The 25942-nt window shown below is 70.8% G+C and carries 17 protein-coding genes and 1 pseudogene; 7 read left to right on the top strand and 11 right to left on the bottom strand.

The features are described from left to right. Positions 1 to 137 precede the first annotated feature (137 nt). From JX552_RS11945 to JX552_RS11980, 8 genes and pseudogenes are all read right to left on the bottom strand, one after another. Entirely contained in the window at positions 138 to 3137 is a 3000-nt protein-coding gene (locus JX552_RS11945; RefSeq protein WP_205877605.1) for an MMPL/RND family transporter, read from the bottom strand. A gap of 129 nt (positions 3138 to 3266) precedes the next feature. Next, entirely contained in the window at positions 3267 to 4634 is a 1368-nt protein-coding gene (locus tag JX552_RS11950) for a hypothetical protein (RefSeq protein ID WP_205877606.1), read from the bottom strand. Beyond that, positions 4631 to 5971 carry a non-ribosomal peptide synthetase gene (locus JX552_RS11955; protein ID WP_205877607.1) on the bottom strand — a complete coding sequence of 447 codons (1341 nt, stop codon included), beginning with the start codon at positions 5969 to 5971 and terminating at the stop codon, positions 4631 to 4633. Before JX552_RS11955 ends, JX552_RS11950 begins: the two co-directional genes overlap by 4 nt. Then, positions 5968 to 7311 carry a WS/DGAT/MGAT family O-acyltransferase gene (locus JX552_RS11960; RefSeq protein WP_205877608.1) on the bottom strand — a complete coding sequence of 448 codons (1344 nt, stop codon included), beginning with the start codon at positions 7309 to 7311 and terminating at the stop codon, positions 5968 to 5970. Before JX552_RS11960 ends, JX552_RS11955 begins: the two co-directional genes overlap by 4 nt. Continuing rightward, a pseudogene (locus JX552_RS11965) lies at positions 7308 to 8662 on the bottom strand (hypothetical protein). The gene JX552_RS11960 and the pseudogene JX552_RS11965 overlap by 4 nt, the downstream one beginning before the upstream one ends. Positions 8663 to 8667: 5 nt before the next feature. Next, positions 8668 to 10140, bottom strand: a complete 1473-nt coding sequence (locus JX552_RS11970) for a condensation domain-containing protein (RefSeq protein WP_205877609.1) — start codon at positions 10138 to 10140, stop codon at positions 8668 to 8670. Positions 10141 to 10484: 344 nt separating this feature from the next. After that, a complete protein-coding gene (locus JX552_RS11975) occupies positions 10485 to 11264 on the bottom strand; it encodes a class I SAM-dependent methyltransferase (RefSeq protein WP_205877610.1) in 780 nt (259 codons plus the stop codon). A gap of 35 nt (positions 11265 to 11299) precedes the next feature. After that, positions 11300 to 12982 (bottom strand): PE family protein, encoded by a 1683-nt coding sequence (locus tag JX552_RS11980; RefSeq protein WP_205877611.1) that lies wholly within the window; start codon positions 12980 to 12982, stop codon positions 11300 to 11302. A gap of 309 nt (positions 12983 to 13291) precedes the next feature. Here JX552_RS11980 and pcaH point away from each other — a divergent pair, with 309 nt between their 5' ends. Genes pcaH through JX552_RS11995 form a run of 3 tightly spaced genes read left to right on the top strand, consistent with a single transcriptional unit; the run spans position 13292 to position 15817 of the window. Then, a complete protein-coding gene (gene pcaH / locus JX552_RS11985) occupies positions 13292 to 14029 on the top strand; it encodes a protocatechuate 3,4-dioxygenase subunit beta (RefSeq protein ID WP_241011013.1) in 738 nt (245 codons plus the stop codon). A 4-nt stretch (positions 14030 to 14033) separates the two neighbouring features. Continuing rightward, positions 14034 to 14603: a protocatechuate 3,4-dioxygenase subunit alpha gene (gene pcaG / locus JX552_RS11990; RefSeq protein ID WP_205877612.1), complete on the top strand. Its 570-nt coding sequence runs from the start codon at positions 14034 to 14036 to the stop codon at positions 14601 to 14603. Beyond that, positions 14600 to 15817, top strand: a complete 1218-nt coding sequence (locus JX552_RS11995; RefSeq protein WP_205877613.1) for a lyase family protein — start codon at positions 14600 to 14602, stop codon at positions 15815 to 15817. The genes pcaG and JX552_RS11995 overlap by 4 nt, the downstream gene beginning before the upstream one ends. On the opposite strand, the gene JX552_RS12000 is transcribed toward JX552_RS11995, so the two are convergent. Further along, positions 15814 to 16614: a class I SAM-dependent methyltransferase gene (locus tag JX552_RS12000; protein WP_205877614.1), complete on the bottom strand. Its 801-nt coding sequence runs from the start codon at positions 16612 to 16614 to the stop codon at positions 15814 to 15816. The two genes, JX552_RS11995 and JX552_RS12000, sit on opposite strands and share 4 nt — an antisense overlap. A gap of 136 nt (positions 16615 to 16750) precedes the next feature. Between JX552_RS12000 and JX552_RS12005 the strand changes: the two genes are divergently transcribed. Genes JX552_RS12005 through JX552_RS12020 form a run of 4 tightly spaced genes read left to right on the top strand, consistent with a single transcriptional unit; the run spans position 16751 to position 19112 of the window. After that, positions 16751 to 17413: a helix-turn-helix transcriptional regulator gene (locus JX552_RS12005; protein WP_205877615.1), complete on the top strand. Its 663-nt coding sequence runs from the start codon at positions 16751 to 16753 to the stop codon at positions 17411 to 17413. Next, a complete protein-coding gene (locus JX552_RS12010) occupies positions 17410 to 17835 on the top strand; it encodes a hypothetical protein (protein ID WP_205877616.1) in 426 nt (141 codons plus the stop codon). Before JX552_RS12005 ends, JX552_RS12010 begins: the two co-directional genes overlap by 4 nt. 12 nt (positions 17836 to 17847) lie before the next feature. Further along, positions 17848 to 18195, top strand: a complete 348-nt coding sequence (locus JX552_RS12015) for a cupin domain-containing protein (protein WP_205877617.1) — start codon at positions 17848 to 17850, stop codon at positions 18193 to 18195. Between the two features lie 2 nt (positions 18196 to 18197). Then, positions 18198 to 19112, top strand: a complete 915-nt coding sequence (locus JX552_RS12020) for an NAD(P)H-dependent flavin oxidoreductase (protein WP_205877618.1) — start codon at positions 18198 to 18200, stop codon at positions 19110 to 19112. Between the two features lie 6 nt (positions 19113 to 19118). On the opposite strand, the gene JX552_RS12025 is transcribed toward JX552_RS12020, so the two are convergent. Both JX552_RS12025 and JX552_RS12030 read right to left on the bottom strand, forming a co-directional pair. After that, positions 19119 to 19622: a DUF1990 domain-containing protein gene (locus JX552_RS12025; protein WP_205877619.1), complete on the bottom strand. Its 504-nt coding sequence runs from the start codon at positions 19620 to 19622 to the stop codon at positions 19119 to 19121. Between the two features lie 26 nt (positions 19623 to 19648). After that, positions 19649 to 25522 carry a PE family protein gene (locus JX552_RS12030; RefSeq protein WP_205877620.1) on the bottom strand — a complete coding sequence of 1958 codons (5874 nt, stop codon included), beginning with the start codon at positions 25520 to 25522 and terminating at the stop codon, positions 19649 to 19651. Between the last annotated feature and the right edge of the window lie 420 nt (positions 25523 to 25942).

Consider the following 25942-nt stretch of genomic DNA (forward strand, 5'->3'; position numbering starts at 1 on the left):
TCGTTCAGCGAACCCACCACCGCCCCTTGTCTGCTCTGCAGAGATAGTGTCTGTCCTGTAGACAATGACGGCCGAGGTGGCCTCCGGTCAATCGAACGTGGTCACCATGTCGGGCGGGGGACTGGTCCTGCTGGCCGTCAGGGGATGGCCAGCACGCCCATGCAGCAGTTGGTGGCGACCGACGAGAGGTAGTCAGAGTCGTCCCACTCGCCGGAGGCCGGGACGGGGTTCGCCGCGCCGGCGGTGTGTTGCCCCAACCCGGCGCGCGGTGTCCTGGTGGGCCACCAGTTCGCCGGTCCGAGCAGTGCCGCCATCGCCGGCACCGTGATGGTGCGGACGACGAAGGTGTCGACCAGCAGGCCCGCGCCGATGATGAAGCCCGTCTGCGCCATGGTGGACATGCTGCCGAACATCAGGCCGAACATCGATGCGGCGAAGATGATGCCGGCCGAGGTGATGACGCCGCCGGTCGAGCGGACGGCGCGGATGATGCCTGAGCGAATGCCTGACGCCGCTTCTTCGCGGATGCGGGTGATCAGCAGCAGGTTGTAGTCCGCCCCTACCGCCACCAAAACGATGAATGCCGTCGCCTGCACGTTCCAGTAGATCGCCTGGTGCAGCACGAACTGGAAGAAGACCACCCCCAGTCCGACCGCCGAAAGATACGAAATGACCACGGAAACAATCAAATACAGTGGCGCCACCAGCGCGCGCAGCAGCGCCACCAGGATGAGGAAGACCACGATCAAGGTCGCGATGACAATCAGCGTGACATCGCGGTCGTAGTAGGCCCGCATCGTGGCGTACATCGCGGTGGTGCCGACCATAGATATCGACGCATCGGCAAGCGAAGTGTTCGGCTGGGCGCCGCGCGCGGTGTCGACGATCGAGGCGACCTGGTTCATCGCCGCGGGGCTGAACGGGTCCAGCTTCGTCTCTACCAGGTAGCGCACCGAGTGCCCGTCCGGGGAGATGAACATCCGTGCGGCGTTCTTGAAGTCCTCGGAGGTGAGCACCTTGGGCGGGATGTACATGCCCGACATGTCGGGTTGCGCCGCATCCCGCTTCATCGAGAGCAGGAGATCGGCCGCCTGATTCATGCCTGAGCCCATGCGCTTGGTCTGCTCGACAAGGGTTCGCACTCCGCGCGCCAGCTGCTGGCTGCCATCGGCCAACTTGTCGGCCGCTGACTGCAGCTGTGCGATCCGCTGGGTGATGCCGGCGGCTCCGGCGCCCGCGGTCCGCAGATTGTTCTCCGCCGTCGTCAGCACGGCGCTCGCGTTCTGCACCGCGGCCTGCAGGTTCTGCATCGCCGACGGCACCAGGTGCGCGCGGCACGTCGTGTCGTCAGCGCAAAACGGGCTGTTGGCCAACACGTCGAGGAGTGGGTTTCCCGCCCCGGCGACACTGCCCGTCGTGACGGCGCCGTTGGCGAGCCTGCGCAGATTCTCCAGCAGGTTGGCCGCCGCGGTGAGCTGCTGCTGCGCTCCGTTGAGCGTGCTGGTCATCTCTGCCACCGGTCCGCTGGCTCCGCGGATCTGGTCGCGCACCTGGGCAAGGCTTGCGGCAAGTTGGTCGGCACCGTTGGTCAGCGCATCCAAGTCGTCGGTCTTGTCGCTGATCTGTGTCGAGGCGTCCGCCAACTTCGAGCCCACGGCACCGGCCTGAACGCTGAGCTTGGCCTGATCGAGCGGCTGGCCGTCGGGCCGGGTGATGCCACGCACCGCGGCGATATCGGGCAACTGGGACACTCGTTGTGCCATCTGGTCGAGGTCGGCCAGTGCCCGCGATGTCCGCAGATCATGGTGCGAACGGACGTAGATGTACTGCGGCAGGAGCGCATTCGTCGAATAGTGAGCCGCCATGGTGGCGAAGCCGACGTTGCTGGGCGCCGATTGCGGCAGTTGCAGGCGGTCGTTGAAGGTGGGGCGCAGCAATGCTGCGCAGCCGGCCAGGGTGATCAGTACCGTCAGGCTGACCACCAGGTGGGCCTTGGGGCGGCGCACGATCGCGACGGCGGACCGCCGCCACATCCGGTCGGTCAGCCCCGGTCGAGGGGCCACCCAGCCCCGCCGGCCGGCGAGCAGCAGGATGGCGGGCAACAAGGTGACGGCCGCGAAGAACGCGATCGCGATCGAAACCGCAAGCGCGGGACCGATACTGGTGAATGCGGGCAGCCGGGTGAACACCATGCACAGGAACGTGACGGCGACGGTGGCCGCCGACGCCGCGATGACTTCACCGATGGAACTCAGCGCCTTGCACACCGCTTGGTCGGAATCGTTGCCGGCGCGGATGTGCTCGTGATACCGGCTGATCAGAAACACGGCGTAATCGGTGCCGGCTCCCACGATCATCGCCGTCATCAACGCAACCGTGAGCGCCGAGACCCCGAGTCCGAGTTGAGCCAGGCCGGACACCACGCCTTGCGCGGCGGCCACCGAAATGCCGATGGTGAGCAACGGCAGCAGCACGGTCATCGGCCGTCGGTAGATCGCCATCAGGATGAGCAGCACCAGGACGGCAGTGGCGATCTCGATGATGTGCATGTCGTGAGTGGTGAGGATCGACATGTCGCCGACCATCGCCGCCTGTCCCGTCACGGCCGCGGTCAGCGACGACCCGGCTGTCGAACGGGTGGCGATCTGCGCGATCCGTTGGTAGGCCTGCGACGACTCCGGGGACCCGGCCGGCGCCTTGAGGCTGACGGCCAGGTAGATCGCCTTGTGATCGGCGCTGGCCAGGAAAGCGCGCAGCGCGGGTGTGGTGATGACATCCTGCACACCCTCCACGTCGTCGGTCTGGCTGCGCAGTGTGGCGGCCAGCTTCCGGTAGGTGTCCTCGTCGGCCGGTTGCAGACCCCGATCGTCGGTGAGGACGACGAGCAGCAGGTTCTGTGCGGACTCACCGAAGTCCTTGGCCATCTGGTCGGCCGCCGCCATCGCGCTGGCCGGCAACGGCTGCAAGGGTCGGCTTTCGACCACCGTCGTCAGCGGTGTCACGGCGGTGGCCAGCGCCGCGACGACGACCACCCAGCCGGCGATGACCAACCAGGGCGCGCGCACGGCGACACGACCCAACACCGCGAACACGCCGGCCGGCATCGAGGTGTGCAAAGCGGGGGAGCGTTTCCACATGGTGAAGCCCTTCTATGTCAGGCGTCGGCCAGCCTGCGCGGCCGCCCGGTTGGTACCTGATGGCGAACTGTCAGCACCGAAGCTACGGTGGCCCCGGCCCGGGGTCGCGCTTGTCGGCGATAGTCGAAATTAGCCACATTCGGCGCGGTTGTGCGCATTGTGCTCGGCGGTCGGCCAACCCGCGGTGGCCAAGATTCCGAATTCCCGAAGAACCTCCGAAAAATCCTTCTGCAGTTGGGGATTGGAGTTACGCCCAGCCGGCCGATGAGACAGGGCCGACAGGAATATCCGGTTGTCGACGCGCCCCGACACCACCCCCAGCAGACCGCCGGTCGGACGCATCGTCGCCCGGGTGGCCCGCGGGTACAACGACCTCATGGCCATGCAGTCGGCGTCGTTACCGTCCGGCCGATTGACCGCCGGATCGATCGGGCCGAGATTGGAGGATCCGCTGGTCGTCGCACCCCCGAGGGCCACGCCGACCATTCGCCGAACTGCCCACCGCGGCAGCCACGGCGTCAGGGGCAGCAGGCCCGATCGTTCGTCGGGAGCGCTGCCGCGGTGGATCAACGCGTTCTTGACGGCGGCTCGGACCGCGGTGAGGTCCGTCGTCACCGCCGTGGAGTCCACCTCGATGTCGACGGCGGTAATGGCGTTGGCCCGGGTATCGCCGACGACGCGCTCGTTGACGGGTATCGCGACGGTGGCGACGCCTTCGGTGGTGACGCGTCCCGTCTGCCGGGCCAGGCGCGCCGTGACCGCCGCGAGCAGCGCGTTGCTGGTGCCGCCGAGCGCCCGGGCCCGGGCGTCCCACCAAGCGCCGTCGACGAAGAGCGTCGCCGTGGCCAGCGCGACGCGTCCGTCGGGCCGTGCAAACCGGGCCGGTGCCGGGGCGGCTGTGCGGCCTGTGCCGCGGGTGTCGCGTGCCAGGCGTGCCGCGGCTCGCAGGGCCCGGCCCACTTCGGGTAGGTCGCGCGCGGTCTGTCGGGTGTCCCGGCCCAGCGCCCGCCACCGTCGGCGGGAGCGGGCGGCAGGCCAATTGATCGGATCGTCGCGTCCGTCGGCGGCGTCGGCCAGCGCAGCGCAGAATCCGACCCCGTCCGTGAGGCAGTGGGTGGTCACAAAGCTCACCCCGGCACCGCCGTCGGTGAACGGCAGTACGGCCAGATGCCAGCCGGGTCCCCGTTCGACATCCAGCGGAAGGTCGGCCTGTTCGTCCAGCCAGGCGTCGAATTGACTACGCGAGTAACGTGATTCGACGATCTCAAGCTGGGTAGAAGCAGGTGCGGACACCCAGCGATGGCGGCCGAACGGCAGTGGTGAGCGTTCGATGCGCCGCGCGAGCCGCCCCCGCTGCAGGTGGTGGTGAAAGCGGCGCAGCCCGTCGAGATCTACGCCCTCCCGATAGAGCCAGCAGCACTGCAGCACATTCGTGGAGCGGGTGGCACGCTCGGCTAGAAACGCGGCTTGGTCGATCAGGTCAAGGACGTTGTTCATGGCCGGGATGCCTCCTTGGTAGCCAGCTGAGACAGCTCGTCCGCGGTGAGCATGAAGTCGCTCAGCACATCCGAAAGATGTTGGCGTAGTTCGGTCGTGGAATTGGAACGGCCCTGCTGGTAGGCGAGGACCGAGACGAAGACGTGCTGCCGTGTACGGCCCGACAGCACCGTGAGCAACCCGCCCAACCGGTTCATGATCGCCGAGGTCGCGCCCGGGGCCAGTGACTTCATGGCGAAGTAGTCGGCTTCAGTGCCGTCCGGGCACATGGCGTCCGTGTCGAGCGCCCCGAGGTTGGAGGCGATCACGCTGGCCGCGCCGCTGGCCGAAAGTCCGACCCAGCGCCGCACCAGCCAGTGCGGCAGCAGGGGAGCCAGGGGCAGCAACTTCCAGCGCTCGTTGGTCGACGTCGCCGATCGAATCAGCGCGTGCTTGATCGCGCCCCGCAGGGGGCGCAGGTCGGTCGTCGTCGGACGGGGGTCGACCGCGAGGTCGACGTTGGTGATCGCGTTCGCGCGGGTGTCGTCGGCCGTGCGTTCGTTCACCGGCACCGTCAGCGCGACGGTTCCGTCGGTGGCCAGGCGCCCGACCCGTTGCGCGAGGCCGGCCGCGAAACCGGCTAGCAGCGTGTTGCTGGTGCCGCCGAGCGCAACAGCGCGAGCGTCCCACTGCTCGGCGTCGACGAAGAGTGTCACAGTGGGGAGCGTGACGCGCTCGTCGGTCGCATAGCCCGGCGCTGGTGCGGCCGAATCCTGCTGTCGCCGAGCCGCTCTGGCTGCGACGACGACCGCGCGCCCGATGGCCGGCAGGTCGCGCAGGGCCTGACCCGCGTCCTGGCGCAGCGCCTGCCACCGTGACCGGGAGCCGGCGGCCGCCCACCTAATCGGGCTGGGCCGGCCGCAGGCCGCGTCAGCCAGCGCCGTGCACAGTCCGACGCCGTCGGTGAGGCAATGCGTGACGACCAGGCTCAGCCCCGCACCGCCCTCGGCGAAGGGCAGCATTGCCAGCTGCCATCCGGGGCCGTGTTCGGCATCCAGCGCCACATTGGCCTGCTCAGCCAGCCAGGATTCGAATTGAGCACGCGGGCGGGGTGTTTCGGAGATCGCCAGCTCGCAGTCCCGGCGCGGCGCGACCCAGCGATGCCGGCCGAACGGCAAGGGGGATCGTTCGACGTTGCGGGCCAACGGTCCACGGGACAGTTGGCGGTGAAACCGCCGCAACCCGTCGACATCGACATCACGATGGTAGAGCCAGAAGCATTGCAGGAGGTTCGTGGCTCCGGTTGCCTGCTGGCCGAGGAACTGGGTCTGGTCATACAGGTCCAAAACGTCGCTCATGGTCGGGAACCTTTCGTCGTGATGACGTCGTCATATGTCGTGGCGATGAGTGAGAACTCCCGCAGGACACTCGAGATCCGCTGTGTCAATTCTGTATTGGAGTTCGGCTGGCCCGGCTGATAGCCGAGCACCGAGATGGCCACCCGACGGTCCACCGTCATCGCGTGCAACGAGAGCAGTCCGCCGAGTTGCTGCAGCATCGCAGCGGTCAGATCCGGGTAGAGAGAGCGCACCGCGACGTAGTCGGCGTCGGTGCCGTCGGGCCGGCCGAGGGCCGCGGGCGCCGCGCCCAGGTTGGACGCGACGACCACGTTGGCCGCGCCGCCGGTGGCGACGCCGACCAACCGGCGGGTGAGTCGCCGCGGCACAAACGGGATCAGGGGCAGCAATGTCCGCCGCTCGTCGGGCAGGTCCCGGTAGCCGGTCAGCGCATGTTTGACGGCTGCGCGGATGACGCGCAGGTCGCAGGCCGCCAGCGCCGGGTCGATCGTGATGTTCACCATCGTGACGGCGTTGGCCCGGGTGTCCTCGGCCGTGCGCTCGTTGACCGGTATCGCGACGGCGACCGTGCCGTCCCGAGCCACCCGTCCGACCCGGTGCGCGAGCCGCACCGCCACCGCCGCGAACAATGTGTTGCTGGTTCCGCCCAGCGCGTGCGCGCGCGCTGCCCATTCCTCTGCGTCGACGAAAACCGTTGTGACAGGCACGGTATGACGCTCGTCCGCCGCGAAGATCGGTGCTGGGAGAATTGCTGCCGACCGCCCGCGGTTGCGACGGGCGAACCGGGCTGCGGCGGTCGCGGCCCGGCAGACGGCGGGTAGGTCGCGCGCGGCTTGTCGAGCGTCCTGACGCAGCGCACGCCACCGGGTGCGTGATCCGGCGTTAGGCCAGCGGACCGGTGACACCTGGCCGCACGCCGCCTCGGCCACCGCCGTCGCCCCTCCGACACCGTCGGTGAGGCAGTGGCTGAGGACCAGGCTGACTCCCGCGCCGCCGTCGCTGAATGGCAGGACCGCCAGGCGCCATCCCGGTCCGAACTCGGCATCTAGGGGAGTACAGACCTGCTCGCTCAGCCAGGCCTCGAATTGGGCACGCGGCCTGGGTGTCTCGACGATCTCGAGCGCGGAAGGCCCGCGTTGGGACACCCACCGATGGCGGCCGAACGGCAACGGTGAGCGTTCGATGCTGCGCGCCAGTCGTCCCTGCAGTAGCTGGTGGTGGAACCGGCGCAGACCGTCGATATCGACCGGGCGGTTGTACACCCAGACGCACTGGCCCACTCCGGCAGCTTGTTCGAGGCGAAAGAAGGTCTGGTCGACCAGGTCAAGGACGTTGTTCATCTGCCGAGGATCCTTTCCCGTGGAGCCGCCCACCCGGCGGTCGAGGTGAGCGTGAACTCGCGCAGGACATCCCGAATAAGGCCGCTGACACCGCTGTCGGAGTTGTGGCCACCGGGCTGGTAGGCGACCACCGAGACGAAGACCCGGCCCTGCATCCGGCCCGAGAGCACCGACAGCAGTCCGCCGACCCGGTCCGTCGTCGCCGTCGTCGCGCGCGCCGTGATGGACCTCATGGCGAAGTGATCGGCGTCGGTGCCGTCCGGTTGGTTGACGGCCGGGTCAATCGTCCCGACGTTGGATGCGCCGACGCTGACGGTGCCGGAGGTGGCGGCGTCGACCCAGCGCCGCCCCAGCCGCTCGGGCACCACCGGTACCAGCGGCAGCAACCGCCACCGCTCCTCGGGCTGCTCGGCACAGCGGATCAGTGCTCGCTTTGTGGCGGAACGGATTTCGAGCAGACTCACCGTTGCGTGGTGTGGTGTGACGGTGAAGTCGACGTTGGTGATGGCGTTGGCGCGGGTGTCGTCCGGGCCGCGTTGGCTGACTGCCATCGTCACCGCGACCGAACCGTCGGCGGCGACACGTCCCATCCGCTGGGCCAACCGAGAAGCCACCGCGATCAGCAACGTGTTGCTGGTCCCCCGAGGCTCACGGCGCGGGAATCCCAATCCGCGGCGTCGACGAAAGCCGTTGCCGTCGGGACCGTGACGCGTTCATCCGCCCCGCCAGCCGGGCCGGATGGTGCGGTGGGCGATCCAGTGCGCTGCCGGCTGCGCCAGGCGAATCGTGCTGCGGCCGCCGCCGCTCGGCCGATGGTCGGCACGTCACGCGCGGTTTGCCGAGCGTCTTCACCCAGGGCCCGCCAGCGCGGGCGTGACCCGGCGACCGGCCAGTGGCGCGGGTGATCCCGGCCGCACGCCGCGTCGGCCACCGCTTCACACAATCCCATGGCGTCGGTAAGGCAGTGCGAGGCAATCAAGCTCACCCCTGCGCCGCCGCCGGTGAAGGGCAGCGTCGCTAGATGCCAGCCGGGGCCGTGCTCGGCGTCCAGCGGAGTTTCGGCCTGCCTCGCCAGCCAGGCGTCGAAATCCCCTCGCGAGCAGGGTTGCTCGACGATCTCGAGGTCGTGATGCTGTTGCGGCGAGACCCAGCGATGACGACCGAACGGCAGCGGTGACCGTTCGATCCGGCGCGCCAACCTGCCGCGTTGCAGGTGCTGATGGAACCGGCGCAGGCCGTCGATGGCGACGGGACGGTCATACAACCAGGCGCACTGGATCACGTTGGTCACACCGGCTGCCCGCTCGATGCGGAAGAAGGTGTGGTCGACCAGGTCGACGACGGCGCTCATGTGACTCACGCCCTCCCTGCCGGCAGGCTGATGACAGGGATGCCCTGTCCCGAATTCGCATGCTGGGCAACGTCGTCCAGCCACTTCGAGGTGGCGGGAGCGACGATGCGGGTGAACGCGTCGGTCAGCGCCGACAGGTAGCGGCGCACCGACCTGCGCGCGACCGGATTGTCCGGAAAGGAGATGGTCGCGGTGGTCTTGTCGGCGTGCCGGGTGATCCAGATGTTGACCCCGCCGCGAGACAGATTGTCGCCGTAGGCGCCGAAGTTCGTTTGCTCGAACAACGGTGCCAGTGGCAGCTTACGCACGTCGATGAACGAGACCATCGACTCCGAACGCTCGTGGGGCGCGTCAACCAGCTGGTCGGGCGCAGCCAGCTCGAGCACCCGGTCGAACGGGATGCCGGCCAGCCGCTTGGCAGCGTCGAACGACTGCTGTGCGGCGCGGGCCATCCGGGAAAAGGATCCGGTGCCGACGGACACACTGATGGGTACCAGGCTGGCGAACCAGCCGACGGTGAGCGAGTCCAGGCCGGGAGTACGGGTGTCGTACGGGGTGAATCCGTAGTAGGTCGTCGCCCCGGTCAGGTCATGCTCGGCCTGCGCCGCGCAGGCCAGGACACCGCCGCTGAACCTGGCTCCGGCAGCTTGGCAGGTGGCGTCGAATGACTCCGTCCCGGCGGCGTCCAGTAGTTCTACCGTCAGAAAGTCGCCCACGGTGGTGGCGTCGACGTCCCCCAGCGGAAGGGGGAAGCGGGGCCAGTGGCCATCGGTGCCCTGCATGAACGAGATCCAGTCCCTGATCTCCGGCGACGTCGGCGTCAGGCCCGCCATCCGCTCGTGTTGGCGGGCGGCATAGCCCCGGTAGCTGGCGATCTGCGGCGCGGCCGGGCGCTGTGGTGATTCGTGGGTCAGCGCGTCATAAGACAGGTGGATATCGAAGAAGATCAATCCGGCCGACATGCCGTCGATATAGAGATGGTCGACGCTGGTGTAGAAGGTGAAGTAACCGGCGTGCTGGACAACGCCGAAGGTGATGCAACCCCACTCCAGGGTGTTCGGTGTGGTGGTCAGCGCATGGTGGCGTATCTGGTCGGTGCCCATTGCCCCGAATTCGACGGGATGGAATGCAATGACCTCGGGGTTGTCGATGCGCCGGCGAACGATCATTTCACCGTCGAATTCGAACCAGTCGTGGTAGCTGTCGTGACGACGAACATGAGTGTTGATAGCTTTTGTCATGGCGGCGATGTTGCAGGTGCCGGCGATGTTCCAGGCCACGACCATCAACCGGGGCAAGACGTGACCAGATTCCTGTGCCGCATGGGCAGAGCGAAGGTGTTGCTCGCGTTGGTAACTCGGAGCCAATGTGCTGCGTGAGGCCATCCGTGCCGCGGCACGCGCCGCGGGGGTCGCCGTCCAGGTGGTAACCATCCCAGATGGTGGTTGCCATTCGTTAATGGTGCCCAATGCCACCATTTCTCAACCCCTTTCGTATTTGCTGACAATTCCGTGACGGGCACAGACCACTAGCGACGGGATTTCGCCAGCCGAAATCTCGTTCGTGGTTCCGCGGTGGGCCCGCCTATCGAATTGCTATCGAACTTAGAATCTCCGGAGCCGTCCGTCGCGGTTGTGGTCGATAGCCGGAGTAAACGACGATTGCGTGGTTTTGCGCTTTGTGCTCAAGTCGTGGCGGACTTATCCCTTGCCGTGCGGGGTGCGGGGTGCGGGGTGCGGCGGCTGTGCTGCTGTGCTACGCGGACTCGGTTGATGGACGGAGATGTGCGGACCAGGGGCAAGGCGGCCCCGCGCCAGGCAATTCAGGCCACGGGCCGTCGTCCGATTCCGGCCATCATGATCGGGGTGAATACCCGGATGTCTCCGCCGAAGCGGGCAGTCGCGGCGTCGGCGTCCTCACTCGCGATCAGCCCGGCCTCGACCACTGCGGCGCGCAGACTTTCGAAGGACAATCGGAAGAAGTCGAAACCCGCTGTGCTGGAATCGATCACCCGTGCCCGCCCGTCGCCTCGCACCTCGCTCAGCCCGGCGGCGGCAAGATCGGCGACCACCCGGCGGCCGTATCGTGGTTCGAAGCCGGACTGCTGCATGAATGCCAGGATCGCATCGGTGACCCGGTCGAGTTGGGTATCGACTGCGTCGAAGCCGAACGCCGTCCAATCCAGATCCTCGATCACCATCCATCCACCGGGGCGCAATGTCGCGGCCAGGCGCTCGATGATCTGTCGCCGGTCCGGCAGGTGTTCAAGCACCAACCGCGAGTGCACGAGGTCGAATTGGCCTTCGGGCAGTTCGTCGGTGCGGATGTCGAGGCGCCGCACCTCGATGCGGTCGCTGGCCAGTGATTCGATGAAGCGGGTGTCGATGTCGACGGCCACCACGGTGGCGCCGCGACCGGTCATCCAGTGCAGCAGTGACCCACCGCCGGCACCGACTTCCAGGCAACGCCAAGGCTTTTCGGAACTGCCTAGGCCGAGCTCGTCGAGCAGCGCCTGGGTGCCGGGGTCCCACAGGCTTTCCATGGCGCCCAACCGGGTGCGTTCCTCGGCGAAGCTCTGGTCATAGACGTAGTCGCTCGGCATGGCGTCAAGGGTATCGGTCGGCGGACGCCGAATGCTCAGCCGTTCGCGCCGGATGCACCCTGGTTGCCGGCACTTCCGGTGGTGCCGTTGGCCCCGGTACCGCCGGCGGTGGCGGTGCCTCCGCTGGCAGAGCCACCGACGACAGATCCAGGGCCGACTGCCCCGGACGCACCGCCCTGACCGCCCTGGCCACCGGCCCCGCCGGTGCCATTGGTGCCGGCGAAGCCGAACACGCCCCCGGCGCCTGCGGTACCGGCTGCGCCGCCCGCTCCGCCCGTCCCGCCGACCCCGCCGGCGCCGCCGCTCCCCCCGGTACCGCCATTGCCGCCCGTGGACTGGAGAGTTGCGGTGCTTCCTGCTGCCGAGGCATCACCGCCGGCGCCGCCGCCTCCACCGGCGCCTCCGGCGCCGCCAACTCCGCCGAGGCCGCCTGCCCCGCCCTGGCCCGCGGCTCCGCCGTTGCCGAACAGCATGCCGCCGCGGCCGCCGTTGCCGCCCGCGCCCCCGACTCCGCCGGTGCCGCCCACCCCACCGGTTCCGCCCGTCCCACCGGTTCCGCCGACCCCGCCGGTAGCCTCGCCGACGCTTGTCGGGTAGGTGCTGGAGACGGTCGCGGCGCCCCCGGTGCCGCCGACGCCGCCCGTCGCGCCGGTTCCCCCGGCGCCACCGGTTCCGCCGGCGCCGCCTTGCCCACCCGCTCCGCCGTCGCCGGCCAGCGCTCCCGCGCTGCCGCCGGCACCACCGTGGCCGCCGGTTCCGCCGACGCCGGCGGCACCTGCGTCGCTGCCGACGCCGCCGGTGCCGCCCTGGCCACCGGCACCGCCGGTGGCGACGAAAAGGCTGTTGGTGCTGCCCGAGGACCCTGCGGCACCGCCGGTGCCGCCCCCGCCACCCACTTCGCCGAGGGAACCGGCGCTGCCGACGTGACCGGTACCTCCAACGAACTTGCCCGGGCCTCCCGCGTGGGCGCTGCCCCCATCACCAAGGCCGGCGGTGCCGTTGTGCGGAGTGGTCATACCGGTCCCGGCCAGCCCCGCACCGCCTTGGCCGCCGGGACCGCCACTGCCGATGAGGACCGCGCTGCCACCGGCGCCCCCGTTGCCCGCGGCCCCGCCGTTGAAACCGGCGATCGCAGCGCCGCCGGTGCCGCCGGCACCCCCGTTGCCGAACAGCCACCCGCCGGCACCGCCCTGACCGCCGGCCGCGCCATATCCGCCGCCGCCACCGCGTCCGCCGTTGCCGAACAGGCCGGCGTTTCCGCCATTGCCGCCGGTCACTCCGGAGGAGCCCGGCTGGGTGTAACCGGCCCCGCCGTTACCCCACAGCAGGCCACCGTTGGCGCCGTTGGGACTTGACGCGCTGCCGTCGGCCCCATTTCCGCCGATCAGCACTCCGAACAGTTCCAACCTGGGGTCGGCCGCGGCGAAGCCGACCGCGTTGGTCGCCTCGGCACTGGCGTAAGCGGTGACGCTTGCGTTCAACGTCTGGACGAACTGGCTGTGGAAGGCCGACAGCTGTCGGCTAAGCGCCTGGAAGGCATGGCCGTGATCGCCGAACAACTCCGCGACCGCGGCCGAGATTTCGTCGGCACCCGCGGCCAGGATTCCGTTGGTGGAACCCGCGGCTGCCGCTCGTGCCGCATCGATCGACGACCCGAGGGTGGTCAGATCGCCCACAGCGGCGCTGACTACGTCCGGGGTGGTGAAGAGGTACGACATCGCTTACAACCTTCTTTGCCCGCAGGTCCGAACGAATCATCGTCACTGAATGTTGTATATGATTGAGAATATATCTTCAACCGCTGGAATCGCTCGGGTGCGGGTGACGTCTCTGGTCGCCTCCGGCTTGAACGAGCCACGGCCGGGCATGGCGGGAGAGGCCATGCCTGCCGTTGCCGTTGAACGTCGCTCGGGCCGTGGTCGGTCGCCGGGCCGGCAAGAGCCCGCTCGGTGGTTCTCGATTCGGCGATCCGACACCCGGCGGCTTTGCATGCACCCCTTGTCACGGCGCGAGTAGCCTCACGCTCTGTGGAGGCTGCACCCGGGCGCGTCGCGTCGCAGCGTGACATCTCGGCGGAGATCGCCGCGGTCGGGGGCGAGTTTCAGCCGGGCGGCGCCGATGCGATGCCACGCTTGAACTACCCCCCTTATCGCAGCAGCGCCCTGCGCCACCCAGAGAATCCTCTCCTCGCCGTCGACCCCGACGAGATAGAACGCTGGGCGCCCTGTTTCGGCCATCAGGACGTCGACCCGTTCGACGCCGACCTCACGGCCGGGCACTCGGGCGAACCCATCGGGGAGCGCATCATCGTGACCGGGCGTCTGCTGGACCGCGACGGACGGCCCGTCGCCAGACAGTTGCTGGAGATCTGGCAGGCCAATGCCAGCGGCCGTTACCGCCACCAAGGCGATCAACACCCCGCACCGCTCGACCCGAATTTCACCGGCGCCGGCCGCTGCTTGACCGGACCCGACGGTTCCTACCGCTTCAAGACGATCAAGCCGGGCCCCTATCCGTGGCGTAATCACTACAACGCCTGGCGGCCCGCGCATATCCACTTCTCGGTATTCGGAAGCGCTTTCACCGATCGCCTGGTCACCCAGATGTACTTTCCCGGCGATCCGCTGTTCGGATTGGATCCGATCTTTCAGTCGGTGCTGGATCCCGTTGCGCGACAACGGCTGGTGGCCGCCTACGACCACGATGTCACCGAACCCGAGTACGCAACCGGATACCGGTGGGACATAGTCCTGGGCGGGTCTTGAGCCGATGACTGAAGCACGCTGCACTCCGGGACAAACGGTCGGCCCGTTCTTCGGCATCGGTCTGCCGTTCCCGCGTGACAGGGAACTGGTCTGTGACGAATTCCCCGGCGCGGTGGAACTGCACGGCACCGTGTACGACGGCGCCGGAGCCGGGGTGCCGGACGCGCTGGTGGAGATCTGGCAGCCCGACAGCGCCGGTCGAATTCCGCGGGCGTCGGGGTCGCTGCGGCGCGACGGCTGGACCTTCACCGGCTGGGGCAGGGCGGCGACCGACGCAGACGGGCACTACACCTTCACCACGTTGGCCCCCGGCTCCACAGCCGCCGGGAGGCCGCCGCATTTCGTGTTCGCCATCTTTGCGCGGGGTTTGCTGCATCGCCTTTTCGCTCGCGCCTATCTGCCCGACGCCGATCTGGACACCGTGGCCGAGTTGGCCGGCCTGGAACCGCGACGACGCAGTACGATGCGCTGTCTCGCGGAAACCGATTCGGGCCGAATGCGATACCGCTTCGATGTGCGTTTGCAAGGCTCCGAAGAAACGGTGTTCCTGGCCTACCGGGGCCATCGGACATGACCAACCTGCTGTGGCCCGGTGACGAACGTGCCGGTGAACACATGACCGACCAGGTCCTGTTGCAGGCCATGGTGGCGGTGGAGTCGGCCTGGTTGGATGCGCTCGGCACGGCCGGACTGGTGCCAGTGGAGGTGGCCGACCTAGGGCATCTGGTGGGGGAGCAGGACTGCGAGCACCTCGCTGTCACGGCCGAGGATGGTGGCAATCCGGTGATCGGACTGGTGGCTCTGCTGCGCCGTCGGATGACCCCGGCGTTGGGTCCCTGGATCCACCGGGGACTGACCAGCCAGGACGTCCTCGACACTGCCCTCGTGCTGGCACTGCGAGGCGTCATCGTCGCGCTGGGCGCACAGCTGGCAACGCAGATCGACACGCTGTCGACGCTCGCCGAATCGCACCGCGGCACACCCATGGTGGCCCGCACCCTGACTCAGCACGCCGCACCCACCACATTCGGCGCCAAGGTGGCCGGCTGGCTCACCGGCGTTCTCGACGCCCATGATCGGCTCGCCGCCCTGTCCACTCCGGCTCAGTTCGGCGGTGCCGTCGGTACCTGGTCGGCCACCGTGGAGTTGGCCACCTCGCGCGCCGGTCACACCGATCCGGCTGCGCTCGCCGAACGGGTCGCACGCACTGCCGCAACGACTTTGGGCCTCGACTATCGCGCGCCCTGGCACACCGCACGCGGACCGTTCACGGCCGCGGCCGATGCGTTGGTCGCCTGCACCGACAGCTGGAGCCGCATCGCCTCGGACATCGCCACCCTGGCGCGCCCGGAGGTCGGTGAGCTGAGCGAACCCGCCGGCGCGGGCCGCGGAGGCTCATCGTCGATGCCGCACAAGCGGAATCCGGTGCTGTCCATCCTAATCCGGCGCGCCGGATTAGCGGCGCCGCCGTTGGCCGCGACGTTGCATCAGGCGGGCGCGCTGGCCAATGACGAGCGCCCCGACGGGTCCTGGCATGTCGAATGGGACACCTTGCGCACCTTGGCCCGACGGACGCTCATAGCGGGTTCGCAGTGCGGTGAGCTGCTGTCCGGGTTGCGGGTGGACGTCAACCGCATGGCTGAAAACCTCTCTGCTGCAGATGTTCTCGGCGAGCAGCGCGCCATCGCCGAACTCACCGGAACCGAGCCGTCGCCGACCTACTTCGGCGCTGTCGACAGGTTGATCGACGAGAGCCTGCGGCGGGCCCGCGAAACGGTCGCCGGTTAACCGGGCTTCTGCGCCACGATGGCCACCGCGGCCAGCCGCTCCCGATGTTTGCGGAACGTGGCTCGCATTCCCAGCACCCGCTTGCGGGCGTCGGGTTGAGTGAGCACATTCTTGGCGAATTTGATTGCTCCCCAGAGTCCTTCGTCGGAAATCACTCGTCGCGGCGCCAACAGCGCCATCGGCGCCGTCGCGACATGCTGCACCACCAGCCCGTGACCGCCCAGCAGCTCCGACCACTCCGCGACCGTCAACGGACGCGCATTCACCTTGATCGCCCGGGCCAGCGACTGCCGGACGTCAACGGCGACCTCGTCGGGTACGTCGTCGGGGGTCAGGGCCAGCTCGTGGATCGCGTAGCGGCCCGCCGGCCGCAGCAGCCGCGCGGCCTCGGCCACGATGGCGTGCTTGGCTGCATCGCTCTGCATGGTCAGCATCGCCTCGCCGATCACCACGTCGGCACAGGCATCGGGCAGTCCGGTGTCGGCCGCATCGGTGACCTTGACCTCGCCGTGGCCCGCCACCACGCCGCGCACCCGGTTGGCCGCGTCCGGGTCTGCTTCCGCTCCGAGATAGGACCGGGGCCCCCGCGCGATGATCTCCGCCGCGGTCCGACCCAGCCCCGGAGCCAGCTCGAGCACATCGGCGTTGTTCACCTCGGCGCGGACCAGCAGGGTCCGGGTGAGCTCGACGCCCCCGGGGCGCAACACCCGCTTGCCCAGCCTGGCCAGCAGCCAGTGCCCGGGAACGTGCTCGTCGTCCCGGCCGGACATTGGAAGGGGGTCTCTGTCGGAAGCCATAGTGGTGTCTGTTGGTGCACTGTAAAGTAGCGCATCCGGTGCGCCGAACCCAGCCGTTGCCCGGGTTTGTCCAATTTTTCTTGTGTAAACTCGCCAGTCCACGCCGCATGCGCTGCGAAAGGGTGGGTGACTCGCCATGGCAGATCCTGATTCAGGACCGGAGGGGACCGGCCGCCGTCGCGCTGTGCTACGAATTCTGCGCTCCTCCCGCGTGCCGCTGAGCATCGTGGAGATCGCCGGAAAGCTGGATGTGCATCCCAATACAGTGCGCTTCCACCTGGACACCCTCGTCGGTGAGGGCCGGGTGGAGCACGTGCAGTCGGCACGCCGCGGCCCCGGTCGGCCGCCGCTGATGTTCCGCGCCGTGGCGCAGATGGACCGCGAGGGCATGCGGCAATACCGGTTGCTGGCGGAGATCCTCGCCATCGGCCTTGCTGCCGAACCTGATTCGGGGGCCCGGGCGGTGGCAGCCGGCCGGGCGTGGGGTGAGCGGCTCGGATCGCCCGGACCGGACCCGGGCGCCGAAGAGTCGATCGATCATCTGATCGGCGTGCTCGACGACCTGGGTTTCGAACCCGAACTGCGCGGCACCGGCGGCCAACAGCAGCTCGGACTGCGGCACTGCCCGTTCCTTGAACTCGCCGAGCGGCAGTCCAGCGTGATCTGCCCCGTCCACCTGGGATTGATGCGGGGCGCACTGGAAACCTGGGCGGCGCCGGTGACCGTCGATCGCCTGGAAGCGTTCGCCGAACCGGACTTGTGTCTGGCCCATCTCGCACCCGCGGGAGCGGGGCGATGAACACGGGTCGCGCGACGGAGGTCGCCGTGACTTTTGTGTGGCTCGGCATGGTGCTGGCCATCTCGTTTCTGGAAGCGCCGCTGAAGTTTCGGGCGCCGAACGTGACGCTGCAGATCGGTCTGGGCATCGGCCGCCTGGTCTTCCGCGCGCTGAACACCGTGGAAGTCGCTTTCGCGTTGGTGATCGGAGCGCTCGTGGTCGCCGGTCCGACGCCGCTGCGGATCACGGTTGCTTTTTCGGTCGTCGCATCGGCCCTGGCCTGTCAACTGATCGCGGTGCGGCCGCGCTTGACCCGGCGTTCTGACCAGGTGCTTGCGGGATTGGATGCACCGCGCTCCCGGGCCCACTACGCCTACGTCGGTCTAGAGGTGGTCAAGGTGGTGGCGTTGCTCGTGGCGGGGATACTGCTACTGAGCAACTGAAAGGTGAGGGTCATGGAATCCATTTCGCTGACCGAGTTGGCGTCGCAGAAGCTGGTCGAGGCGCGAGATACACATAGCGGCCGTGCGGCCCACACGATCCACGGCGGCCACACCCACGAACTGCGCCAGACCGTGCTTGCCCTGCTCGCCGAACACGAGCTGTCTGAACACGACAGCCCCGGCGAGGCGACTTTGCAGGTGCTGGAGGGTCACGTCCGTCTCACCGCCGGCGACGACGCATGGGAGGGGAAGACCGGCGACTACGTGGCCATCCCGCGGGTGCGCCACGCTTTGCTTGCGGTGCAGGACTCGGTGGTGCTGCTGACCGTGCTGAAGTCCCAGCCCGGCGCTGCGCACTGACCGTGCTCGCCACGCCCTGGTCGCGCGACTTCGGTTTGCGGGTACCGATCGTCAACGCACCGATGGGCGGGGTCGCGGGAGGGCGGCTGGCGACAGCGGTGACCGCGGCGGGCGGGCTGGGGATGGTCGGCATGGGTAGCACCGCGACCCGCTCCGCGCTGGCCGCCGAATTGCGCCACGTGCGCGGGCGATTCGGAATCGGACTGGTGGATTGGGTGATGCGGGCCGATAGCGGGCTACTCGAGGACGCGCTCGCCGCGCGCCCGGCACTGGTGTCCATCAGCTTCGGTGCTGACTGGTCGTGGGTCGCCGCCGCGCAAGACGCCGGAATCGCCACCGCCACACAGGTTTACGACGCCGAAGGGGCCCGCCGCGCTGCGGGTGCGGGCGTCGACATCCTGGTCGCGAGGGGAGCAGAAGGCGGCGGACACGGCGAGGTCCGGCTGGCGACGCTGCCGTTGCTGGACGAGGTGCTCGACGCGGTGCACGTTCCGGTGTTGGCCGGCGGGGGGATCGCCTCACCCCGAAGTCTGGCCGCGGTACTGGCGGCCGGGGCCGGCGGGGCGTGGGTGGGCACCCGGTTCGCCGCCTGCCCGGAATCGCTGACCGGCGCCGATGGCCGTCAAGCCCTGATCGCGGCGGCCGCGACCGATACGCGGGTCACCCGGGCCTTTGACGTCGCCGCCGGTCTGCCGTGGCCGAAGAGATTTCCGTCGCGAGTGCTGGCCGACGAGTTCGTCGCGCGGTGGACTGGTCGCGAGGAGGCACTTGCCGCTGACCCGGAGGCGTGCGCCGGGCAGCCGGAACCGGTCGACGCGGGTCAGGGAGTGGGGATGATCCACAACGACGCTCCAGTGGGGGAGGTCATCGAAGCGATGTGTTCGGGGGCGGCGAGATTGCTGTCGGGCTGGGGCTGACGAGCCTCAGACCCCGCGCAGATAACGCTTGGCGATCACCCGTTGTGCCACCGTGACGAAGGGTCCGCCCAGTTTGCTCAGCCATGTCGCGGGCCGCGAGAACGCCGACACCTCGGCATACACTGCCGACGAGGCTGGTTCGTAGCGGACGGCGAAGCGTTCCTCACCGGATTCCGGATGGCCCGGCAGCGTGCCGTAGGCGAAGCCGCGGACATCGGGCTCTTCGATCACATACACCACCCGGCAGGGGGCCCGCAGCACACCCAGCATCCTGACGATTACCACCGACGAGACGGCGACGGTGTCGGTGCTGGCCGTCACCCGCAGCCCGGCGCCCCGTTGCATGCCCCAGTGCATCAATGCCTTGGCCGCCTGTTCGAAGCGGTCTCGACCGGTGCCGATCTGCGCCGACACACTCATGTGGTCATATCCCGGCGGAAGTTCATCGGCGGCTGTCGCGCCCACTTCCTGATAGGTCAGCTGTTGCTGGGCGAGCGTGCGCAGGTCCACCCAGCCCAGCTTGCCACTTAGTCCGCTCAGGCGCCGCCGCCGGATCCGCCGGTGCCGCCGGCCCCCCCGCTGCCGCCCGCACCGCTGAAGTCGTTGGGGGGAAGGCCTTCCCGGCCTGTTCCGCCGACGCTGCCGGGTATGAGGTTGCCGAGGATGTTGCCGTCGCCGCCGTTTCCGCCATCGCCTCCCTTGCCACCCGCTGAGCCTCCCTGGCCGAAGGGCGGCAGCGGGCCGCTGCCGCCCATACCGCCGGCACCGCCGTCGCCGCCTCGGCCGCCTGCTCCGGTCAAGCCGTGGCCGCCGGCGCCGCCGTCGCCACCAGTGCCACCCGTACCGTTGCCTTCTCCGCCGAGTCCGTCGGCGCCCTTGCCGCCGTTGCCCCCGCGGCCGCCCGTCGTCCCGGTTCCGCCGTCGCCGCCGGCGCCACCGTTGCCTTCTCCGCGCGATCCCTTGCCGCCATTGCCGCCGTCGCCGGCGTCACCACCGTCGCCGGCTTGGCCGTAGCCGCCCATGCCGCCCCGGCCGCCATCGCCCCCGGCGCCGAACAGGCCTCCGACCCCACCATTGCCGGCGTCGCCGCCGCGGCCGCCCGTTGCGCCGTCGCCGCCCTGTCCGCCGTAGCCGCCCATGCCGCCGAAGCCAGACACGCCGGCCCCGCCGCCGTCACCCCCGCGAGCCCCGTTACCGCCGGTTTGTTGCACGCCCGCCGCACCCGTCTTGCCCGCGGTGGAGCCGGCACCGCCAATGCCGCCGGCGCCGCCCTTGCTCGCATACCCGCCGTCACCGCCGTAGCCGCCGCCGTCACCACCGGCTTTGCCGTCGGCGCCGGCGCCGCCGTCACCGGGGGTGCCGCCGTTGCCGCCGGTGCCGCCGTCTCCGCCGGCACCCAGAATCCCGGCTTTCCCGGTCGCGGCTTGGGCCGCGCCGCCGGCACCGCCGGCACCGCCGCCGCCGCCGTCGCCGCCACGCCCACCGGAGCCGCCGCTCTGACCTGATTCGCCGGGATTGAGGCCAGGCGAACCATCGACGCCGTCTCCGCCGACGCCGCCGTTGCCGCCGATTCCGCCGGCGCCGCCTGTCCCGCCGTTGCCGGCTGACGAGCCGCCCTTGCCGCCCGTTCCGCCCGCCCCGCCGATCCCGCCGTGACCGGCGTCGGTACCCCGGAAGCCGGGGGCGTGGCCATTCTTGCCGTCCGCGCCGTGCGCCCCGGCGCCACCCTTTCCGCCGGTTCCGCCGTTGCCGACCCGCCCGCCGTCGCCGCCGCTGCCGCCGGCCGCGCCGTTTCCGCCCGGTGTGGTCGCGTCGGCGCCGTTGCCGCCGGTTCCTCCGTTGCCGCCGGTGGTGGGAATGCTGCCGGTGGCGCCTTGCTTGCCGGTCGTCGACCCGGTCCCGCCGGCCCCGCCGGCTCCGCCGGCGCCGGGATCGCCGCCGTCGCCACCGCGTCCGCCGATACCGCCGTTGATGTTCAGGTCACCGTCGGCGCCGCGCCCGCCGTTACCGGCGGTTCCCGCGGTGCCACCGGTCCCGCCGGCTCCACCAGCGCCTTGGCTGCCGCCGTTGCCTAAAGCGGCCAGTGCTTGACCGCCGGCTCCGCCGGCGCCACCTTTACCGCCGGCACCTCCGGCGCCGCCGCCGCCGCCCTTTCCGCCCGCAGAACCCGCGGCGGTGGCGTCGAACCCGTGGGCACCCGTCCCCCCGGTGCCCCCGACTCCGCCCACACCGCCGGTTCCGCCAGCGCCGCCATTGCCTGCCTGCGAACCGCCCAGGCCACCCGCGCCTCCGACGCCGCCGGTCCCGCCGGGGTCTGCGGCGCCTCCCGATGCGCCAGGGGTGGTGGCCGTGGTGCCCGAAAGGCCCTGTCCACCTGCGCCGCCGTTGCCGCCGGCGCCGCCGTTGCCGACCAGGCCGCCGTTGCCGCCTTTGCCGCCGGCGCCACCGGTGCCACCTGGGGTGCCGGCAAACCCGCCGTTGCCGCCCGTGCCCCCGTTGCCGCCGGTTGTGGCGGCCTTGCCGGTGGCACCCTGTTTGCCGGTGCTGGAGCCGGCTCCGCCGGCTCCGCCGGTGCCACCGGCGCCCGGGTCACCGCCGTCGCCGCCCGCACCGCCGACACCGGCATTGGTGTTCGTCGCGCCATTGCCGCCGTCGCCGGCAGCGCCGCCGTTACCGCCGCTGCCGCCGGCGCCGCCGGCGCCCTGGCTGCCGGCCTTGCCTACTGCGGACTGAGCGATCCCGCCGGCCCCACCGGCACCGCCGACCCCACCGAAACCACCCTTACCGCCATCGCCGCCGTCACCGCCGGCCGCGCCGAACGTGGCGCCGTCCGTGCCGCGCCCGCCGGTGCCGCCGGTGCCGCCGGTGCCGCCGGTGCCGCCGGTCCCGCCGGCTCCACCGTTGCCCGCCAGCGTCCCGCCATTTCCGCCCTGGCCACCTGCCCCGCCGGTGCCACCCACACCGCCGATGTTTCCGGTTCCGCCTGCGCTGGTGGCAGCGCCCGTGCTGCCGGTGCCGCCCGTCCCGCCGGTGCCGCCCGTCCCGCCGTCGCCGACCAGGCCGCCGTTGCCTCCCCGGCCCCCGGCGGCGCCGTTGCCGCCCGGCGTGACGGCGTCGGCGCCGGCGCCGCCGTTGCCGCCGTGGCCGCCACTGGTAAGAGTGCTGCCGGTGGCGCCTTGCTTGCCGGTGACCGAGCCCGCCCCGCCGGCCCCGCCCGCTCCGCCGGCGCCCGGGTTTCCACCGTTGCCGCCTTTCCCGCCGACGCCGTTGTTGATGGTCCAGTCGCCACTACCGCCGTCACCGCCATCGCCGGGTGCTCCGCCGGCCCCGCCGCTGCCACCGGTCCCACCCATGCCCTGGACGCCGTTCTTTCCGGTGGCCGACAGTGCGAGGCCGCCGACGCCACCCGCGCCGCCTGTCCCACCGGTTCCGCCGGCTCCGCCGCTGCCGCCGTTCTGGCCATCTGGCATGAACCAGCCAGAGAGACCCAATTGCCCGTCACCACCGGCGCCACCCACCCCGCCGGTCCCGCCGGTTCCGCCCGCACCGCCGTTACCTGCCAGAGTGCCGCCGTTGCCACCGACGCCGCCGGCTCCTCCGGTCCCGCCGGTCTTACCGGGGTTGCCCGAATCGCCGAAGGCGACCGCAGCGCTGCCGGCGCCTCCTGTTCCGCCGGTGCCGCCGGAGCCGCCGGTGCCGCCGTTGCCGACCAGCCCGCCGTTGCCACCTCTGCCGCCGGCCGCCCCGGTGCCGCCCGTTGTGGCCGCGTCGGCGCCGCGCCCGCCGGTGCCGCCGTTGCCGCCGGTGGTGGCGGAGTTGCCGGTGGCGCCTTGTGCGCCGGTGGTGGAACCGCTGCCACCTGCGCCGCCGCTGCCACCTGCGCCTGGGTCGCCGCCGTTACCGCCGGCGCCGCCGATCCCGCCGTTGACCGACGTGACGCCGTTGGCGCCGGTGCCGCCGTCTCCGGCGATGCCGCCGGTGCCGCCGTTGCCGCCGACGCCACCGGCTCCCCGGTTACCGCTGTGGCCGGTGGCCGATTGGGCGACACCGCCTTGGCCGCCGTCGCCGCCGGTGCCGCCGGTGCCGCCGGTGCCGCCGTTGCCGCCGGTCTTGCCGGCGGTGCCGGGTTGGGTGGCGTCGGCGCCCTTCCCGCCGGTGCCGCCGGTTCCGCCGTCGCCGCCGGTTCCGCCCGCACCGCCCGCTCCGCCGTCGCCGGCCTGGGTGCCGCCGCGACCGCCGGTGCCGCCGGTGCCGCCGGCGCCGCCGGTGTGGCCGGTGCTGCCGGTGCCGCCGGGCGTGGCGGCGTCGCCACCGGTGATGCCGGCCGCGCCGTTTCCGCCGCGTCCGCCGTTTCCGCCGTTGCCGACCAGGCCGCCGTCACCTCCGTTGCCGCCGGACGCCCCGGTGGCTCCCGCCGTGGTGGCATCGGCGCCGCGTCCGCCGGTGCCGCCGTTGCCGCCGGTCGTGGCGGAGTTGCCGGTGGCGCCTTGTGCGCCGGTGGTGGAACCGCTGCCACCTGCGCCGCCGCTGCCACCTGCGCCTGGGTCGCCGCCGTTACCGCCGGCGCCGCCGATCCCGCCGTTGACCGACGTGACGCCGGTGCCGCCGGTGCCGCCGTCTCCGGCGCTCCCGCCGGTGCCACCGGTGCCGCCTGCGCCGCCGGCTCCCCGCGTGCCGCTGTGGCCCGTGGCGGACTGGGCCGCGCCGCCCCGGCCGCCTGCCCCACCAACCCCGCCGGATCCACCGCTGCCGCCGTCACCGCCGCTCATGCCGGCCGAACCGGCTCCGGTGGCGTCGGCGCCTTTGCTGCCGGCTCCGCCGTCACCTCCGGTACCGCCAGTTCCGCCCGCGCCGCCGGCCCCGCCATCGCCGGCCAGGGCGCCGCCGCGCCCGCCGTCACCTCCGGTACCGCCGGCGCCGCCGGTGTGGCCGGTGTGGCCGGTGTGGCCGGGTGCGGCGGCATTGACGCCGGGGGTGCCGGCCGCACCGTTGCCGCCGCGCCCGCCAGTGCCGCCGTTACCGACCAGACCGCCGTCGCCACCTCGACCGCCGGCCGCGCCGGTGGCTCCCGGGGTGAGGGCGTCGGCGCCGCGTCCGCCGTCACCGCCGTCACCGCCGCTGGTGGGTGTGAGTCCGTGCGCACCCGCCGAAGCGCCGGTGCCGCCGGCCCCGCCCGCCCCGCCGCTGCCCGGGTTGCCCCCTTGACCGCCGGCGCCGCCGGTGACGTTGCCCGCCGTGCCGTCGCCGCCGGCGCCGCCGTTGCCGGCCACACCTCCGCTGCCGCCGGCCCCACCGATGCCACCGATGGCGTGTCCACGGTCGACGCCGAACAGGCCGCCGCTGCCGCCCCTGCCCCCTTCGCCGCCTGCCCCGCCGGCCCCGCCGTCGGCACCGTTTCCGCCGGCATGGCCGGTCGCGCCGGCCAGCAGCGCGTCAGCGCCGCTGCCGCCCGCCCCGCCGGCGCCCCCTTGGCCACCGGCACCACCGGCACCGCCGAAGCCGCCGTTGCCGGCCAGCCAACCACCGGATCCGCCGTCGCCGCCCGCGCCGCCATTGCCGCCATTGCCCCCGGCCGTTCCGGCCCCGCCGGTACCCGCACCGGCGGCAAGACCGGCGGTCCCGGCCGCGCCGGCGCCGCCGGTCCCGCCCGCCCCTCCGTTGCCCAACATGACGGCCCGACCACCCTGGCCGCCAGCACCGGCGAGTGCGTCCAGGGTGGCGGCTGTTCCGCCCGCACCCCCGCCCCCGCCGTTGCCCCACAGCATGCCGCCGGCGCCCCCGGCGCCCCCGGTTCCTCCCACGGCCCCGGCCGTCAGCGCGACGCCGCCGGCGCCACCAGTGCCGCCGGAACCGAAGAGCAACCCGCCGCGACCGCCGGCACCGCCAGTGGCACCGGCCCCGCCCGGCCCGCCGGTTCCGCCGCGGCCGATCAGGCCCGCAGCACCGCCCGCGCCGCCGGCCACGCCGTCGGCGACACCGGCAGCTCCGTTACCGCCGTTGCCCCACAGCAGTCCTCCGGCGCCGCCGGCCTGTCCGGGCACCATGCCGTCGGCGCCGTTGCCGAACAGCGGGCGCCCCAGTAAGCCCTGCGCGGGCGCGTTGACCAGCTGGGAGAACAGCTGTTCGGCGGCGGCGACTTCGGCGCTCGCATACGAGTGCGCGGCACCGGTCAAGGCCGCCACGAACCGCTCGTGGACAGCGGCTACCCGGGCTCCGACCGCCTGATACTCCTGACCGAGCTGGCCGAACAGCGCCGCAATCGCGGTGGACACCTCATCCTGTGCGGCGGCGGCCAACGCGGTGGTCGACATCGCCGCCGCCGCGTTCGCCTCACTGACCGCCCAGCCGACACGGGTGAGATCTGCCGCAGTCGCCGCCATGAATTGTGGCGCAGCGATCAACAAAGACATGACAATCCTCCACTCCGGTGGGTTCGGCTCGGCGCCAAATAGTCGTGCGCTGGTTTGCGTAGCGCCCGAGGTAAGTCCGTCACCGGAGTTGCCGGGCGCGGGGGGCGGCGCGATGGCGCCGATTAAGGTGCCGTAGTCCGGATCACCCGTGTCTCGAAACCTTTGCGGATTCGCTATTCGTGAGCCGGCGTACGGCTACCCCGAAAGCCCCTGCGGTTGAACGCTGATCCTGACCGCTCGGCGCGTGGGCAACGGACATCCAGCGCCTCGCCAAGGGATCGCGAAGCAGCTGAATTGGTTTGCATGACAACATCATTCGGTGTTGGAATTGTAGGTGTCAAGGCGGTTAGGGATATCAATAACCGGTGGTGAATTCGATGCCGTCTCGCCGTCTCACGGCGACTCTGCGACCAGTGATTT

The sequence above is a fragment of the Mycobacterium gordonae genome (genome assembly GCF_017086405.1).
GTDB lineage: Bacteria > Actinomycetota > Actinomycetes > Mycobacteriales > Mycobacteriaceae > Mycobacterium > Mycobacterium gordonae_D.

Coding starts and splice junctions, on each gene's coding strand:
- pcaG (WP_205877612.1), top strand. CDS start 14,034: ATGACTGAAGCACGCTGCACTCCGGGACAAACGGTCGGCCCGTTCTTC.
- JX552_RS12005 (WP_205877615.1), top strand. CDS start 16,751: ATGGCAGATCCTGATTCAGGACCGGAGGGGACCGGCCGCCGTCGCGCT.
- JX552_RS12015 (WP_205877617.1), top strand. CDS start 17,848: ATGGAATCCATTTCGCTGACCGAGTTGGCGTCGCAGAAGCTGGTCGAG.
- JX552_RS11980 (WP_205877611.1), bottom strand. CDS start 12,982: ATGTCGTACCTCTTCACCACCCCGGACGTAGTCAGCGCCGCTGTGGGC.
- JX552_RS12000 (WP_205877614.1), bottom strand. CDS start 16,614: ATGGCTTCCGACAGAGACCCCCTTCCAATGTCCGGCCGGGACGACGAG.
- JX552_RS11950 (WP_205877606.1), bottom strand. CDS start 4,634: ATGAACAACGTCCTTGACCTGATCGACCAAGCCGCGTTTCTAGCCGAG.
- JX552_RS11960 (WP_205877608.1), bottom strand. CDS start 7,311: ATGAACAACGTCCTTGACCTGGTCGACCAGACCTTCTTTCGCCTCGAA.
- JX552_RS11955 (WP_205877607.1), bottom strand. CDS start 5,971: ATGAGCGACGTTTTGGACCTGTATGACCAGACCCAGTTCCTCGGCCAG.
- JX552_RS11975 (WP_205877610.1), bottom strand. CDS start 11,264: ATGCCGAGCGACTACGTCTATGACCAGAGCTTCGCCGAGGAACGCACC.
- JX552_RS12030 (WP_205877620.1), bottom strand. CDS start 25,522: ATGTCTTTGTTGATCGCTGCGCCACAATTCATGGCGGCGACTGCGGCA.
- JX552_RS12010 (WP_205877616.1), top strand. CDS start 17,410: ATGAACACGGGTCGCGCGACGGAGGTCGCCGTGACTTTTGTGTGGCTC.
- JX552_RS11945 (WP_205877605.1), bottom strand. CDS start 3,137: ATGTGGAAACGCTCCCCCGCTTTGCACACCTCGATGCCGGCCGGCGTG.
- JX552_RS11995 (WP_205877613.1), top strand. CDS start 14,600: ATGACCAACCTGCTGTGGCCCGGTGACGAACGTGCCGGTGAACACATG.
- JX552_RS11970 (WP_205877609.1), bottom strand. CDS start 10,140: ATGGTGGCATTGGGCACCATTAACGAATGGCAACCACCATCTGGGATG.